Source organism: Paraburkholderia bannensis NBRC 103871 (assembly GCF_000685015.1).
GTDB lineage: Bacteria > Pseudomonadota > Gammaproteobacteria > Burkholderiales > Burkholderiaceae > Paraburkholderia > Paraburkholderia bannensis.
In genome coordinates, this window is record NZ_BAYA01000005.1 from 537,919 (window position 1) to 551,665 (window position 13,747).

At 65.7% G+C, this 13,747-nt stretch carries 13 protein-coding genes; 10 read left to right on the forward strand and 3 right to left on the reverse strand.

Features of this window, described 5'->3' with window-relative positions; genetic code table 11:
* The first annotated feature begins 107 nt into the window (after positions 1-107).
* The 5 genes from BBA01S_RS40895 to BBA01S_RS11230 are packed head-to-tail and all read left to right on the forward strand — an operon-like array spanning position 108 to position 6,879.
* Positions 108-2,123 carry an SPFH domain-containing protein gene (locus BBA01S_RS40895; protein WP_245641468.1) on the forward strand — a complete coding sequence of 672 codons (2,016 nt, stop codon included), beginning with the start codon at positions 108-110 and terminating at the stop codon, positions 2,121-2,123.
* Between the two features lie 22 nt (positions 2,124-2,145).
* A complete protein-coding gene (gene hflC, locus BBA01S_RS40900) occupies positions 2,146-3,276 on the forward strand; it encodes a protease modulator HflC (RefSeq protein ID WP_245641469.1) in 1,131 nt (376 codons plus the stop codon).
* Positions 3,273-4,307 carry an SPFH domain-containing protein gene (locus BBA01S_RS11220; protein ID WP_027816520.1) on the forward strand — a complete coding sequence of 345 codons (1,035 nt, stop codon included), beginning with the start codon at positions 3,273-3,275 and terminating at the stop codon, positions 4,305-4,307. The genes hflC and BBA01S_RS11220 overlap by 4 nt, the downstream gene beginning before the upstream one ends.
* A complete protein-coding gene (locus BBA01S_RS11225; protein ID WP_027816521.1) occupies positions 4,304-6,298 on the forward strand; it encodes a heavy metal translocating P-type ATPase in 1,995 nt (664 codons plus the stop codon). Before BBA01S_RS11220 ends, BBA01S_RS11225 begins: the two co-directional genes overlap by 4 nt.
* On the forward strand, positions 6,295-6,879 hold the full coding sequence (locus tag BBA01S_RS11230) for a GNAT family N-acetyltransferase (protein ID WP_027816522.1): 585 nt from the start codon (positions 6,295-6,297) through the stop codon (positions 6,877-6,879). The genes BBA01S_RS11225 and BBA01S_RS11230 overlap by 4 nt, the downstream gene beginning before the upstream one ends.
* Here BBA01S_RS11230 and BBA01S_RS11235 read toward each other — a convergent pair.
* On the reverse strand, positions 6,876-9,254 hold the full coding sequence (locus BBA01S_RS11235; protein ID WP_245641470.1) for a DNA polymerase II: 2,379 nt from the start codon (positions 9,252-9,254) through the stop codon (positions 6,876-6,878). The two genes, BBA01S_RS11230 and BBA01S_RS11235, sit on opposite strands and share 4 nt — an antisense overlap.
* 140 nt (positions 9,255-9,394) lie before the next feature.
* Here BBA01S_RS11235 and BBA01S_RS11240 point away from each other — a divergent pair, with 140 nt between their 5' ends.
* Both BBA01S_RS11240 and BBA01S_RS11245 read left to right on the forward strand, forming a co-directional pair.
* Positions 9,395-10,072, forward strand: a complete 678-nt coding sequence (locus tag BBA01S_RS11240; protein WP_027816524.1) for a c-type cytochrome — start codon at positions 9,395-9,397, stop codon at positions 10,070-10,072.
* A gap of 14 nt (positions 10,073-10,086) precedes the next feature.
* Positions 10,087-10,950, forward strand: a complete 864-nt coding sequence (locus tag BBA01S_RS11245; RefSeq protein ID WP_084162059.1) for a c-type cytochrome — start codon at positions 10,087-10,089, stop codon at positions 10,948-10,950.
* On the opposite strand, the gene BBA01S_RS40905 is transcribed toward BBA01S_RS11245, so the two are convergent.
* Both BBA01S_RS40905 and BBA01S_RS11255 read right to left on the reverse strand, forming a co-directional pair.
* The gene (locus BBA01S_RS40905; protein ID WP_042296722.1) at positions 10,929-11,207 is read right to left on the reverse strand and encodes a hypothetical protein; all 279 of its coding nucleotides are present in this window, start codon (positions 11,205-11,207) and stop codon (positions 10,929-10,931) included. The two genes, BBA01S_RS11245 and BBA01S_RS40905, sit on opposite strands and share 22 nt — an antisense overlap.
* Positions 11,204-11,704, reverse strand: a complete 501-nt coding sequence (locus BBA01S_RS11255) for a hypothetical protein (RefSeq protein WP_042296723.1) — start codon at positions 11,702-11,704, stop codon at positions 11,204-11,206. Before BBA01S_RS11255 ends, BBA01S_RS40905 begins: the two co-directional genes overlap by 4 nt.
* A 190-nt stretch (positions 11,705-11,894) precedes the next feature.
* On the opposite strand from BBA01S_RS11255, the gene BBA01S_RS47530 reads away from it, so the two are divergent.
* The 3 genes from BBA01S_RS47530 to BBA01S_RS46780 form a co-directional block, all read left to right on the forward strand.
* The gene (locus BBA01S_RS47530) at positions 11,895-12,038 is read left to right on the forward strand and encodes a hypothetical protein (protein WP_167336007.1); all 144 of its coding nucleotides are present in this window, start codon (positions 11,895-11,897) and stop codon (positions 12,036-12,038) included.
* 733 nt (positions 12,039-12,771) lie between these two features.
* Positions 12,772-13,347, forward strand: a complete 576-nt coding sequence (gene phaP, locus BBA01S_RS11265) for a TIGR01841 family phasin (protein WP_027816527.1) — start codon at positions 12,772-12,774, stop codon at positions 13,345-13,347.
* Positions 13,348-13,636: 289 nt separating this feature from the next.
* Positions 13,637-13,747 (forward strand): thiolase family protein (locus BBA01S_RS46780; protein ID WP_156965915.1); only part of this gene is annotated, 111 nt, incomplete at its 3' end.

A 13,747-nucleotide genomic window follows, 5' to 3' on the forward strand; every position in this document is an offset into this window, starting at 1 on the left:
GGTTGAGTTTCCGAATCGAGCGCGATACATTGGGGCGCGCCTGGGCCAAGCAACGTCAAGCGCTTTATGCAAATGCAATCGTCGTAAATTCCCTGTAAGGAGCCCTGATGGTGCAGCACGCAGCGCGCGAGAATCGTGAAGCTCACGGGTGGTTCGCCGCACGCGAGGGTGAGACCCGGCTCGGTGCGTGTGCGTTGGGGCTGGCCGTGGTGTTCGGCGTACTGGCGCTGGTGCCGGCTCTGCCTTTCGATGGGCGCTGGTGTGCCGTGCTGGCGAGCGCGAACCTCGATATCCTGATGGCCGTGCTCGGCACGCGGCTTTATGCCGAGCGTATCGAAGCGGCTCCTGCCGAACGCGCACCGCTTTCGAAAACGCTGCTTGGACTGGCCCGGCTGGCTTTTCAGCATGACGGTCGCAAGCGCAAGGGTGAAGGCGCAGAGCAGGAAGCCGAAGCCACTGAAGACACGCAAGCCAATCAAGCCGATGTTCACACGCTCCTGCGCGCCTTGCCCTGGCGGCCTTGTGCCGTGCCGCTGCTGGCGCTCGCTTCGCTCGCTTTCGTGGCGCTTGCGTGGTTGCGTCCTGCCTTCGAGGGCATGGCCTCCCCTGCGCAGGCGCCGCAGTTCGTGGCGGGCGCTGGCTCATTGGCGCTGGCGTTCGGCGTGCTGCTCGTCGAGCGCATCTACACGCACGAGGGCAAGCGTTCGGCTTCGGCGCTGGCTCTGACGGCGTTGCTGCGCGTGCTGCTGGTCGCGGCGCTGGGCGCGGCGGCCTCGGTAGCGCTGACGGCTTACGCCGCGATGTCCCCGACGTGGCTCGTGCGCTTGGTCGCCGCATTGAGCGGCGCGGTCGCGATCGAACTGGCCGCTCGCGCCGCCTGGGCGTGGTTCTCGGCGCCGGTGCCGCAGCCCGATGAAACATGGACGCTCGCCAGCACGATTGCGCAGGCCTTGCGTCCGCACGCCCGCCCGCTTGCAGCGCTCGACGAGCAATTGCGCGCGCGCTACGGCATCGATCTGCGCCAGAACTGGGCGCTGCAAAGTTTCGCGCGCCTCCTGCCGCTGACGCTTGGGGTGATGGTGCTGGCGGGCTGGCTGCTCGGCGGCGTGACGATTCTTGGCCCTGACCAGCGCGCCGTGTACGAGCGCTTCGGCGCACCGGCGGCGGTCTGGCAGCCGGGCCTGCATGTGGGCCTGCCCTGGCCGTTCGGCCGTGCGCGCGTGATCGACAACGGCGCGATCCATCAACTGATCGTTTCCGGGAGCGCAGGAGGCGATTCCACTTCGGGCCAGCGTGCCGCGCCCGCAATCGCGACCTCAGCCGCCTCGGCGACCTCGGCGACCATTCCCGCCGATGGCCGCACGCCGCCGCAGCTCGACCGCCTCTGGGACGTCGCGCATCCGTGGGAAACCACCCAGGTGATCGCGGGCACGAGCAATGACCAGCAGGCTTTCCAGATTGTCAGCGCCGATGTGCGCCTCGACTACCGCATCGGTCTGTCCGACGCGGCGGCGCGCGCCGCGCTCTATCGCGCTGTCGATCTCGACCAGACCGTGCGCGCGATCGCGAACCGCGAAGTCGTGCGCTATCTCGCCTCGCGCACGCTGCCCGCGCTGCTCGACACGCCGCAGACCGCGATGGCCGCGACCTTGCGCGGCGTCGTGCAGCACGAGCTCGACCGCGCGATTGGCGGCATCGAAGTCGTCGCCGTGGTGATCGAGAGCGTGCATCCCCCGGCAGGCGCGGCGGCCGCCTATCACGGTGTGCAGGCCGCGCAGATTCGCGCCGACGCGAGCGTGGTCGAGGCGCGCGGCTTTGCGGCGGCCACCGTGGGCGGCGCGCAGCGCGAGGCGATCGAGGCCATCGCACAAGGCAGCGCGAACGGCGCCGACTCGCTGGCGGCCGCGCGCGTGCAGCAGGCCGGTTTCGACGCCGATGTGATCGCGCAGGGCCTGGGCGGCCCCGCGTTCGCCTTCGAGTACTACCTGCATGCGCTGCAAAAGGGCCTGCGTAACGCGAACCTGACCGTCATCGACGATCGGCTCGCGAGCGGCAATCGCGCGACTTTCGACTTGCGCCCGCTTACGCCCGTGACGGGCAAAGGCGTGCAGCCCGCGTGGTAAGCGATGACGCGCGAGCGCGGCATTGAAAGCAATCAATCTTGAGCAAGGTGATCTGAACGTGGGTTTCATGCACACACACGGCGGCAAGCACGACGGGCACGACGGGCACGATGGCCACCACCACCATCATCACCACGGCCATTCGCACGGCCAGCCCGGCGCGCCGGTGAACCGTCCGCGCTTTGCGCTGCGCGTGGCGCTCGCGACCCTGTGCGTGGTCGTCGCGCTGGTGGTCGCGAGCTTCGTGCAGGTGCGCGAGGGCGAGGCGGCCGTGGTCACGCGCTTTGGCGACCCGGTGCGCGTGCTGCTGCAACCGGGGCTCGCGTGGCGCCTGCCCGCGCCCATCGAAGCAGCCGTGCCTGTCGATCTTCGCTTGCACACCACGTCGAGCGGCCTGCAGGACGTCGGCACCCGCGACGGCCTGCGCATCATCGTGCAGGCCTACGTGGCGTGGCGCGTGCCCGCCAACGCCAGCGACATCGGCCGCTTCGTGCGCGCGGTGCGCAACGAACCCGACGAAGCCGCGCGGCAGATCCGCTCGCTGGTCGGCTCGGCGTTGCAGACGACTTCGGCGGGCTTCGATCTCGCTTCGCTCGTCAATACCGATCCCGGCCAGGTGCGCATCGGCGCATTCGAGGAGGCGCTGCGCCGCCAGGTCGACGCCCAGGTCTACGCCGCGTATGGCGTGCACGTGGTGCAGGTCGGGCTGGAGCGCCTGACGCTGCCCGCCGTGACGCTCGCGGCAACGGTCGAGCGCATGCGCGCCGAACGCGAAACCGTGGCCGCGCAGCGCACCGCCGAAGGCAACCGCCAGGCCGCGCAGATCCGCTCGGACGCCGACCGCGACGCGCGCGTGCTGATCGCCGACGCCAACGTGAAAGCCGCCGATATCGAGGCGCAGTCGCGCAAGGACGCGGCGGCCATCTACGGCAAGAGCTACGCGGCCGATCCGCAGCTCTATACGATGCTGCGCTCGCTCGACACGCTCGGCACGGTCGTCAACACGAACACCAACCTGATCCTGCGCACCGACGCCGCGCCGTTCCGCGCGCTCGTGCAGGGGCCGCCGGGCATGGGCGCGCCGGCGGGCAACGCTGCCACGCCGGCGCCGCCCGCTCGCAGCCACGAACAAAGCCACGGACAAAGCCGATGAGCGCGCCCGAACTTCAGCCCACGCTCGGCCCGGGCGCGCAGACGGTGCGCCTGTCGTTCTGGTTCGTCGCGGTGCTGGCGGTGGTGGCCGCGCTCGTCTGGGCGTGCTCGAACGTGCGCCGCATTCCCGCCGATAGCAGCGCGGTCGTGACGCGCTTCGGCGCCTATGTGCGCGAGCAGGGCGCGGGGCTGCTGGTCGCCTGGCCGCGCCCGTTCGAAGACGTGCAGCTCGTGCCGGGCAGCCAGCGCGTGGTGGAGCATCGCGTGACGTCGCTCGACCGCGACCCGGGCGCACCGGCGACGCTGGGCCTCGACAGCGACGCCGAAGCCGGTTCCGGCTACGTGCTGACCGGCGACAACGGCGTCGTGCAACTGAGCGCGACGCTGTTCTACCGCGTGAGCGACCCGTACGCCTACGCCTTGCAGCTCGAACATCTCGACGCCGCCATCGAGCGCGTGGTGTCCGCCGCCGTGGTGGAAACGGCGGCGCAGCGCGACCTCGACGCGATCCTGGTCGCGCGCCCGGAAATGGTGGCCGCCGACCAGCAAATGGCCGTGCGCCGCGAGCAGTTGCGCGGCGACCTGGCGCGCGCGATCCAGCACCATCTGGACGCGCTCGCCGCCGCGCACGCGGGGCTCGGCATCGAAGTGGCGCGCGTCGATGTGCAGACCGCGTTTCCCGCCTCGGCTATCGATGCGTTCAATGCCGTCCTGAACTCGATGCAGAACGCCGAGCGCGACGTCGCACGCGCGCGCACCGTCGCCGAAAGGACGCGCCAGGGCGCGCAGCAGAACGCCGACCGCGTCGTCCAGGACGCCCAGGCGAGCGCCGCCGAACGCGTGGCGAAGGCGCAGTCCGAGACCTCGACGATTGCGCAGCTCGAAGCCGCGCTGGCGGAAAACCACGATCCGGGGCTGGTGGCGCGCGCCTATCGCGACCGCGTGCAGGCCGTGCTGGCGAAGGCGGCGCGCGTGACGACGCTGGATCCGAACGATGCGTCGAGTCTCGTCCTGCCGGGGCACGCACCATGACGACACCGTACGAACCGCTCGGGCAGCGCGTCGATAGCGTGGATCTGGACGGCGCACCTCACGACGCGCCCGACCAGCAGGATGTCTCCGCACTCGCGCTATCCGCCGCCGAACGCCGCGCGATCACGCGCCACACGCTGCTTGCCTTGCTCGCGGGCGGCTTGCTGCTGCTCTCGCTCGCGTGGCCGTGGCTCTCGCCTGCGGGCGCGCGTGGCGACGCGACGCTCGCGCAACTGCTCGCGGCGGCGGCCTCGCTGGTCGTCGCGCCGCCCGTGTTCGCGGGCGCGTGGCACAGCCTCAAGTCGCCGAGCCTGCACGGCGTGACCGACCGCCTGATCGCGCTCGCGATGCTGGGCGCGTGGGCCGTCGGCGACATGACGACGGCGGCGCTGCTGCCCATCGTCATGACCTTCGGCCACGCGCTGGAAGAGCGCAGCGTGCTCGGCTCGCAGGAAGCGATCCGCGCGCTTGGCCGCCTGACGTCGGGCAAGGTGCGCCGCGTGAGCGCGACGGGCGCGATCGAGGAGGTGGCCTACGACTCGATCCGCGAAGGCGATCTCGTCGATGTGCTGCCGGGCGCGCGCATTCCCGCGGACGGCGTGGTGCGCCAGGGACGCTCCAGCATCGACAACGGCCCCATCACCGGCGAATCGCTGCCGCAGGACGCGGGCGAGGGCGCGAGCGTCTACGGCGGCGCGATCAACCTGGACGGCCCGCTGCGCATCGAGATCACGCAGGTCGGCAAGGCGTCGACGCTCGGCAAGGTGATCGAGCTGATGCAGCGCGCGGAGGCCGCCAAGCCGCCCATCACGCAGGCGCTCGAACGCTACATGGACGTCTATCTCGCGCTGGTGCTGCTGATCGCGGCGATTGTCTGGTTCACGAGCGCCAATGCGCAGGCGATGCTGGCGGTGATCGTCGCGGCCTGCCCGTGCGCGCTGGTGCTGGCGGCGCCCTCGACGGCCATCGCGGGGATCGCGGCGGGCGCGCGGCGCGGCATCCTGTTTCGCAACACGGCGTTTCTCGACAAGATCGCCGAAATCGATTCGCTCGTGATCGACAAGACCGGCACGCTCACGCACGGTGAATTGCGCCTGACGCGCGCCATATGGCAGCCGGGCGTCGATGAAGCGCAGGCGCGCGAACTGGCGGCGCGCCTGGCGATGAGCAGCGCGCATCCGGTCTGCCGCGCGCTGGTGCGTGAAGCCGCCGTCAACGCCACGCCGTTGGACGAAGCGCGCGAATTGCGCGGCCTTGGCGTGATTGCGCAGACATCCGCAGGCGTCGCGGTGCTCGGCCGTGCGGATCTGCTCGCGCAGCATGTGAACGTGCTGCCCGCCGCGCCCGCCGAAATCGACGGCCCTTGCGCGGGTCTCGCGCTCGATGGCCGCCTGCTCGCGTGGTTCGGTTTCGCCGATACGCTGCGCCCCGAGGCGCGCGCCGCGCTCGACGATCTGCGCGCGCTCGGCATCGCGCGCGAAGCGCTGGTGACGGGCGACCGCGAAAGCGTCGCGCGGCGGCTCGCGGGCGAAGTTGGCATCGAGACGGTGGTGGCGCAGGCGCTGCCGCACGACAAGCTGGACTATGTGCTCGCCGAGATCGACGCGGGCCACCATCCGCTCGTGGTCGGCGACGGCCTGAACGACGTGCTGGCGATCAAGGCCGGCTCGACCAGCGTGGCGATGGGCGAGCGCGGCGTCGATATCGCCGTGGCCTCCGCCGATGTCGTGCTGCTCGCCGACGACCTGCGGCGCCTGCCCGATTGCATCCGTCTGGGCCGTGCATGCCGCTGCATTGCGACGACCAATGCCGCGATTGGCCTGGGCTGGACGGTGGCCGTGATCGCGCTCGCGGCGCTCGGCGCGCTGAGCGCGGTGGCCACCGCGATCCTCCATAACGTGGGCACGCTCGTCGTGATCGCCAACGCCGGACGCCTGCTGCGCCGCGACGATGGCGCGCCCGCTGACACTTCCTCAATTCGTATTCGATGAACACCACCCCCACGCTGACCGGCACGACGGTCGAACTGCGCCCGCTACGCGAAACCGATGCACCGGCACTGATCGAAGCCGCCGCCGACGGCGAACTCTGGAACCTGAAAGTCACGGTGGTGCCGGGCCCGGCGGCGGTGGCCGCCTATATCGCCAGGGCGCTCGAAGGCGAACGTGCGGGCACGGTCATGCCGTTCGTGATCGTTGCGCGCGCAACGGGACGGGTGGTGGGCAGCACGCGCTTCTGGAAAGTAGACCGCGCCAACCGCAAGCTGGAAATCGGCCATACGTGGCTGGCGGCGTCGGCGCAACGTTCGTCGATCAACACCGAGGCGAAGTTCCTGCTGCTGACCTATGCCTTCGAAACGCTCGACTGCGTACGCGTGCAATTCACCACCGATGAACTGAACGAGAAGTCGCGCGCGGCGATCCTGCGCCTGGGCGCGAAACAGGAAGGCATTGTGCGGCACGAGCGCATCATGCCCGATGGGCGCAAACGCAATTCGGTGCGCTTTAGCATCATCGACGATGAATGGCCGGACGTGCGCGAGAAGCTTGAGGCTCGCTTAAAGGCGCTTTAAAACAGGCTTGCCTGCCCCGAAACCAGCGTCTCGAATGCTTCGCGCAGGAACGGCAGGATCGCATCGGCGACCGGCTGCAACTGGCGCGTCAGATAGAACGTGTAATCGGGTGGCGCGCTCAGCGTTTCAAGCGGTTCCGGCCCAGCGGCGGTCATCACGTAGCTGATCCAGCCGCCGTTCTGGTACTGCAAGGGGCGGCCTTTTGCGCGGTTGTATTCGTCGGCGACGCGCGCGGCGCGCACGTGCGGCGGGACGTTGCGCTGATAGTCGCTCAAGGGGCGGCGCAGGCGCTTGCGAAACACAAGCTGATCGTCGAATTCCCCGGCGAGCGTGCGGCGCACGTAGTCGCGCACATAGTCCGCATGCGGCTCGCGCATGAATACGCGGCGGTAGAGCTCGCGCTGGAACTGCTGCGCGAGCGGCGTCCAGTCGGTGCGAACCGTTTCGAGGCCCTTGAATACGACTTCTTCGCTGCCGTCCTTCGCCAGCGACAGGCCCGCATAGCGCTTTTTGCTGCCTTCTTCCGCGCCGCGCACGGTGGGCATGAGAAAGCGCGTGTAATGGCGCTCGAACTGCAGTTCGAGCGCGCTCTGGAGTCCGAATTGCTTTTGCAATTCTTCCTTCCACCACGCGTTCACATGCGCGACGAGTTCGCGGCCCGTGCGCGTCGCGTCTTCTTCCGAATGCGCGCGTTTGAGCCAGACAAAGGTCGAATCGGTATCGCCGTAAATGACATCGTAGCCTTGCGCCTCGATCAGCGTGCGTGTCCGGCGCATGATGTCGTGGCCGCGCATGGTGATCGACGAGGCCAGGCGCGGATCGAAAAAGCGGCAACCGGTCGATCCGAGCACGCCATAGAACGCGTTCATGATGATCTTCAAGGCCTGCGAAAGCGGCGCATTCTTTTGCCGCTTTGCGGCTTCGCGCCCCTCCCACACCTGGCGCACGATTTCCGGCAGGCAGTGCATCGTGCGCGAGAAACGCGCGCCCAGAAAACCAGGCACTGAATGTTCGTCGTCGGGCGCGCGCAAGCCTTCGATCAATCCGGCCGGATCGATCAGGAACGTGCGGATAATCGACGGATACAGGCTCTTGTAGTCGAGCACCAGCACCGAATCGTAAAGCCCGGGCCGGGAATCCATCACGAAGCCGCCGGGGCTGTTCTCGCCCACCACGTCGCCAAGATTGGGCGCAACATAGCCGAGCCGATGCATGCGCGGCAGATACAGGTGCGTGAACGCCGCCACCGATCCGCCGCTGCGGTCGACGGGCAAACCCGTGACGCAAGCGCGTTCCAGCAAGAACGCCATCAACTCGGTTTTCTCGAAGACGCGCGTGACCAGTTCGCAATCCTTGAGGTTGTAGCGCGCGAGCGCGGGCTTGTCCTCGTCGAAGCGGCGCTGGATTTCGTCCATGCGCTGATAGGGATTGTCGACCGCCTTGCCTTCGCCGAGCAGCGTTTGCGACACGTATTCGAGGCTGAACGACGGGAAGCTCCAGGTCGCCGAGCGCAACGCTTCGATGCCGTCGATGATGAGCCGTCCCGCTGCCGCCGCGAAATAGTGATTCTGGTTGATGCTGTGCTCGCGCCATTCCATGACCGCGCCGCCGCGTCCGAGCCGCAGTGGCACGCCATATTGCTGCGAATGCGCGTGCAGCACGCGCAGATCGAATTGCACGAGATTCCAGCCGATGATCGCATCGGGATCGTGGCGCGCCATCCACGCGTTGAGACATTCGAGCATCTGCGCGCGGCTCTCGCAGTATTCGAGGTCGAAATCGAGCGCAACGGCGTCGCCATTTTGCGGCGCGAGCATATAGACCTGGCGCTGGCCGCAGCCTTCCAGCGCGATCGAATAAAGCTCGCCCTGTGCACTCGTTTCGATATCGAGGGATACCAGCCGCAGCGACGGACGGTAGTCGCCATGGGGCTTCATCTCGCCGTCGACCAGCAGGCCGGTTGGATCCGGCGTGCCGCGAAACAGCACGGGCGCAGTGATGAAGCGCTCCATCATGTAACGCTCGGGCGGCTGGATATCGGCTTCATAGACGTCGATGCCCGCCTTCGTCAGGCGTTTCGCTGCGCCGGAAAGCTGGCGGTATTGCGGCGCATACAGGCCGACAATGGGACGCTGACGAAAATCCTTGAGTTCGAGCGGGCGCAGCTCGACGCCTTTTTCGCGTTCGAGCGCACGCTGCGTGGCATCGCCTTGCGCGGCGGGCACGAAGGCCACCGACGTTTGTGCACGCAGGCGCAACTGGCGCGGGCCGTCGGGCGTCGCGAGCCAGAAGTCGACTTCGGTATGCGTGGGCGTGTCGCGCCAGTGGCGGGTCAGGATGAAGCCCGGCGTCAGGCCGGGTTGAGGCTCGGTCACGATAACGTTAAGCGCGGTTTCAATGCAGGGCTGTTTTCGGCAATTGCGATTGCTTTTGTAATTGTAACGCCGCGCGGCAAGCGATAATGCAGGCACCCACAAGGCTGCAACGACATTAACGACACCAACGAGGAGACGCCATGGACGCGAAACGTTTCGCGCGCCCGATCGTGCTGGCCGCGATGCTGGCGATGGCCGCGAGCGCAGCGACGGGCGCGCAGCCGGAGACGCCGTCGATCTCGCCCTTGGGCCGCACGATTGCGACGCAAGGCACCGCCAAAGGCATTCCCGCTTGCATCAGCTGCCACGGCGCGAATGGCGAAGGCAACGCGGCGGCGGGCTTTCCACGCCTGGCAGGCTTGAGCGAGACGTATCTGGCGGCGCAACTTGCCGCCTTCGCCGACGGCACGCGCGAAAACAGCATCATGCAGCCGTTCGCGAAGACCATGGCGCTCGAAGGTCGCGAGGCCGTGGCGCAGTATTTCAGCAGCCTGCCCGCGCCGAAGGATATCCGCACGCACGACACCGCCGACGCCGCCACCACCGACACGGGGGCGTGGCTCGCCACACGCGGACGCTGGCAGCAGGATCTGCCCGCCTGCGTGCAATGTCATGGGCCAGGCGGTGCGGGCGTCGGCACGGCGTTTCCGCCGCTGGCGGGGCAGCCGGCCGCTTATATCGAAGCGCAACTCAACGCCTGGAAAAACGGCAAGCGCGCGCCAGGGCCGCTCGCCCTGATGCCGGCGATTGCGAGCAAACTCAGCGATACCGATATTCAGGCTGTCGCGCAGTACTACGCGCAGCAGGCAATGAAATAGCGCGGGAGAACACAATGAAACGCTTCGTCCTGAACGCTTTGAAACCAGCGGCGATCGCCGCGCTATTCTGCGCAGTGAATGCGTACGCCGCGCCGTTCGAGCCGCCCGCCGAAAACAGCTTTCCCGAAGGCGATTTCGGCAAACAGGTGAAACTCGGCGAACAGATCTTTATGCATACGGGCCAGTTCGCCGCGCGATATGTGGGCAACACGTTGACCTGCGCAAACTGCCATCTCGACGCGGGCCGCAAAGCCGACGCAGGCCCGCTGTGGGGCGCCTATATTTCCTATCCCGCGTATCGCAGCAAGAACGGCCACGTGAATACTTTCGCGGAGCGCCTGCAAGGCTGCTTCAACTACAGCATGAACGGTAAGGCGCCGCCGCTTGGCGACCCGGTATTGGTCGCGCTCGAAAGCTACGCTTACTGGCTTTCGACGGGTGCGCCGGTGGGCGGCAAGCTCGCAGGACGCGGCTATCCGAAGCTGCCCGCACCTGCGCAAAAGGCCGATTACGCGCGCGGCGGCGCGGTCTATGCACAGCACTGCGCCGTCTGTCACGCTGAGAACGGCCAGGGGCAGCGCAGCAACGGGCAGACCGTGTTCCCGCCGCTATGGGGCGCGCAGTCGTTCAACTGGGGCGCGGGTATGCACGAAGTCCAGAATGCGGCGGGATTCATCAAGGCGAACATGCCGCTGGGTCTGGGTGGGACGTTGACCGACCAGGAGGCATGGGACGTCGCGACCTTCATGGACAGCCACGAGCGCCCGCAGGATCCGCGCTACACGGGATCGGTTGCGCAAACGCGCGCGAAGTATCACGACACGCCTTATTCGATGTATGGCACGACCGTGAATGGTCACGTGCTCGGCAGTCCGTGAACGGTCTTGGCGCACATTGTCAGGCGCTCGCCTAGCTGTTTTTGCAGGCGCTCCAGCCTGCGTGCCTGTGCGATGACAATGCCTGGGGTCGCCCTGGCCTGGCGCACGCGTTCGAGCCAGTAACGCGCACCGAAGACGCCCGCGCGTGCGTCGGCCTTGACGGCGATTTCCAGGTGCGCGATGGCGGCGTCGAGATCGCGCACCGCATAGGGGCTCGCGTGTTGCGGCGCCTGGGCGGGCAAGCGCGCCGCGCTCATGCCGTCCAGTGCTCGGCGCGCCGTTGCACGACGGAGAATTCGACGCGGATCGCGTCGATGGCGAGCATCCGGCTCCAGTCGTCGGCAAGATGCTTCAGGCGCAGTTCGTCGAAGAGGCGGCAAGCGTGCAGATCGGCAAGAGGATGGGGAACGGGTGCTTTATTTAGTTCGGCATCCTGATGGTATTCGGGCCGGCGATCAAGCAGGACGCGACCGTCGAGTAGCGCAATCACCTGTTCCTGCGTCGCTTCCTGGCGAGTGGCGATGCAGAGAATCTGCGCTTGCACTTCGATGTCTTCGTTCGTCGCAAGATCCTGCAAGCGGGTATGCACCACGCTTTGCGTGCGACGGCGACGGTAGTGCATGAGGTGTGAAAGCGCGCGTTCAAGAATCCAGCGCTCCGTTTTCGCGAGGCGGTCGTTGAGCAGGCGCAGGCTGGCGAGCTCGCGCACGTTCATGTCGGCCGGTGTGCGGCGGCTTGAGTTCGATTCGCTCATGTTCTCCATGTGGGCAGTGACGATGCCCGCATGGTGCCGACGCGTCCGGACAATTCATGTCCTGATCGCAGGAATTCGTTTGATGAGCGCTTGAGACACGGAATGTCCGGACGTCCCTTTAGAGTGGCTTCCGACGCGCACGTATTGTGTCCGTCGAAGCCACGCTCATAAGACTACGGAGCCTCACACCATGCTGAACAATAGCTCGCCGCTCGAACATCTCGCTGCTTTCGCCATTACGTTTGCCGTTGGTTTGTTGTCGGCAGCAGCGATGGGGAAATACATCGACAAGGTGCGGCGCGACGCGATCGACTCTGTATCGAATGGCGCCTGAACAAAATATCATCGTCGCGCCGCTGTACCTGGTGGCGCGAATGATGTCTTTTCGAACTGGCTGGCAGGTCGTGCTAATTCGCACGTCGATAAGTACGCTCCCGCGGCCAATACGTATTTCTCGTCGGATGGCGGTTCGACGCAACCCGGTGGCGGAAACTGGCAGGCGTTGAAATTCGATAATGGCGTTGTCAACGCACGCTAGCGATTCACGCACGCACAGTATCCCGGCGGCCCTTTTAGGTATGCGCAGCCCATCTTTCATCCACGGTGGGCCGTTTCAATCCCAATTCGCATCAATTGAGTCTCAAGCTCAATTCGATTTCGCGAATATTCCTGTCGCGGCGGATATTTCGTCTGCACAAAAACCAATGCTCTTTCGCATTGCGCTAATTCACGCATGTTGAAGCCGAGAGGCCTGCGCATGCGGTAACGCTCCCGACCCCGCATACGCACCACGCAATGCACTATCGTGCAGCTGGCTTGCCTGACAACTGCAAGAAATAAACCCGTTCCGAATCGAATTGTCGCGACTCAGGGTTTTCACCTAATTGTACGTTGCATAAGATTGTTAAATTCATGGCTTAGAATCAAGTCTCTAATTGCTTTGCCACGATAGTGTGAGTGTGGTGAGCAATGTCGGAATGAGTGCTGTGTGTCTGCTGGTGAGTCGCGTCGGATCGCGATTGAATCCAGTCAATCTATTTAGCATTTCTAACCATGAGGCATAGTCGATGACCGAGTCCACGAACGATTTCGCAACCGATCATCTCCGGGCCCATTACCAGTCCGGCATCGCGGCATTCTTTGCATTGACGCAACCCGCCTTCAAGAGCGTCGAAGCTCTTGTCGCGCTGAACCTTCAGGCCACCCGCGCGGTGCTGGCCGAAAACGAAGCGACCCTCAAGAGCGCGCTGCAAACCGCCAGTCCCGTTGAGCTTTTCACGCAGCATGTGAGCGCTTCGCAGCAAGCCGCCGCGAAGGCCCTGTCGTACGGTCGCCAGCTTTTCGATATCGCGACGCACGCTCAGGCAGATTTCACCCAGGCCGCACAGGCGCAAGCCGAAGCACAGCAGGAGCGAGCCAAGGCTTTTGCGGAACGCGTTTCGCAGAACTCGCCCGCAGGCGCTGCACCGTATTTCTCGGCGTTCAATTCGACCTTTGCGGCTTTTGGCAATGCAGCCGAAACGTTCCGTAATCTGACGCAACAAACTATTGAAACGGCACGCAATCAAGTCGATTCAATCACTGCTAAAGCGATTCAGCAGCCAGCCACGCAGGAAGCTGCAACGACTCAAGCCGCGAAATAATCGTTATTGCATTTGTCCTCCAGGACATTCAGGAACAAAAGCGCGGTCGCATCGTCACGCGTTGCGCCGCGCCTATTTCAGCTTCGATTTAAAAGCCCGTGCCAAATCAACGCGCATCGTCGCATCGTCATGACGCAGGTTCTCCGCGTATGTTCCCTGTTTTGTCATCTGTGTGTAACGGTATGCAGACACGCTAATTAGTGTGTCGCGAGCGTGACGTTCATGCGCACGCGCTTCAGCTTTTTCGATGCAGCTTCCCCAGTAAGTTTCTTTAATGCAGGAATGGAAAATGACTGACATTGTGATCGTTTCGGCCGCACGCACGGCGGTGGGTAAGTTCGGCGGCTCGCTGGCGAAGGTGGCGGCGCCCGACCTCGGCGCGCTCGTTATCAAGGCAGCA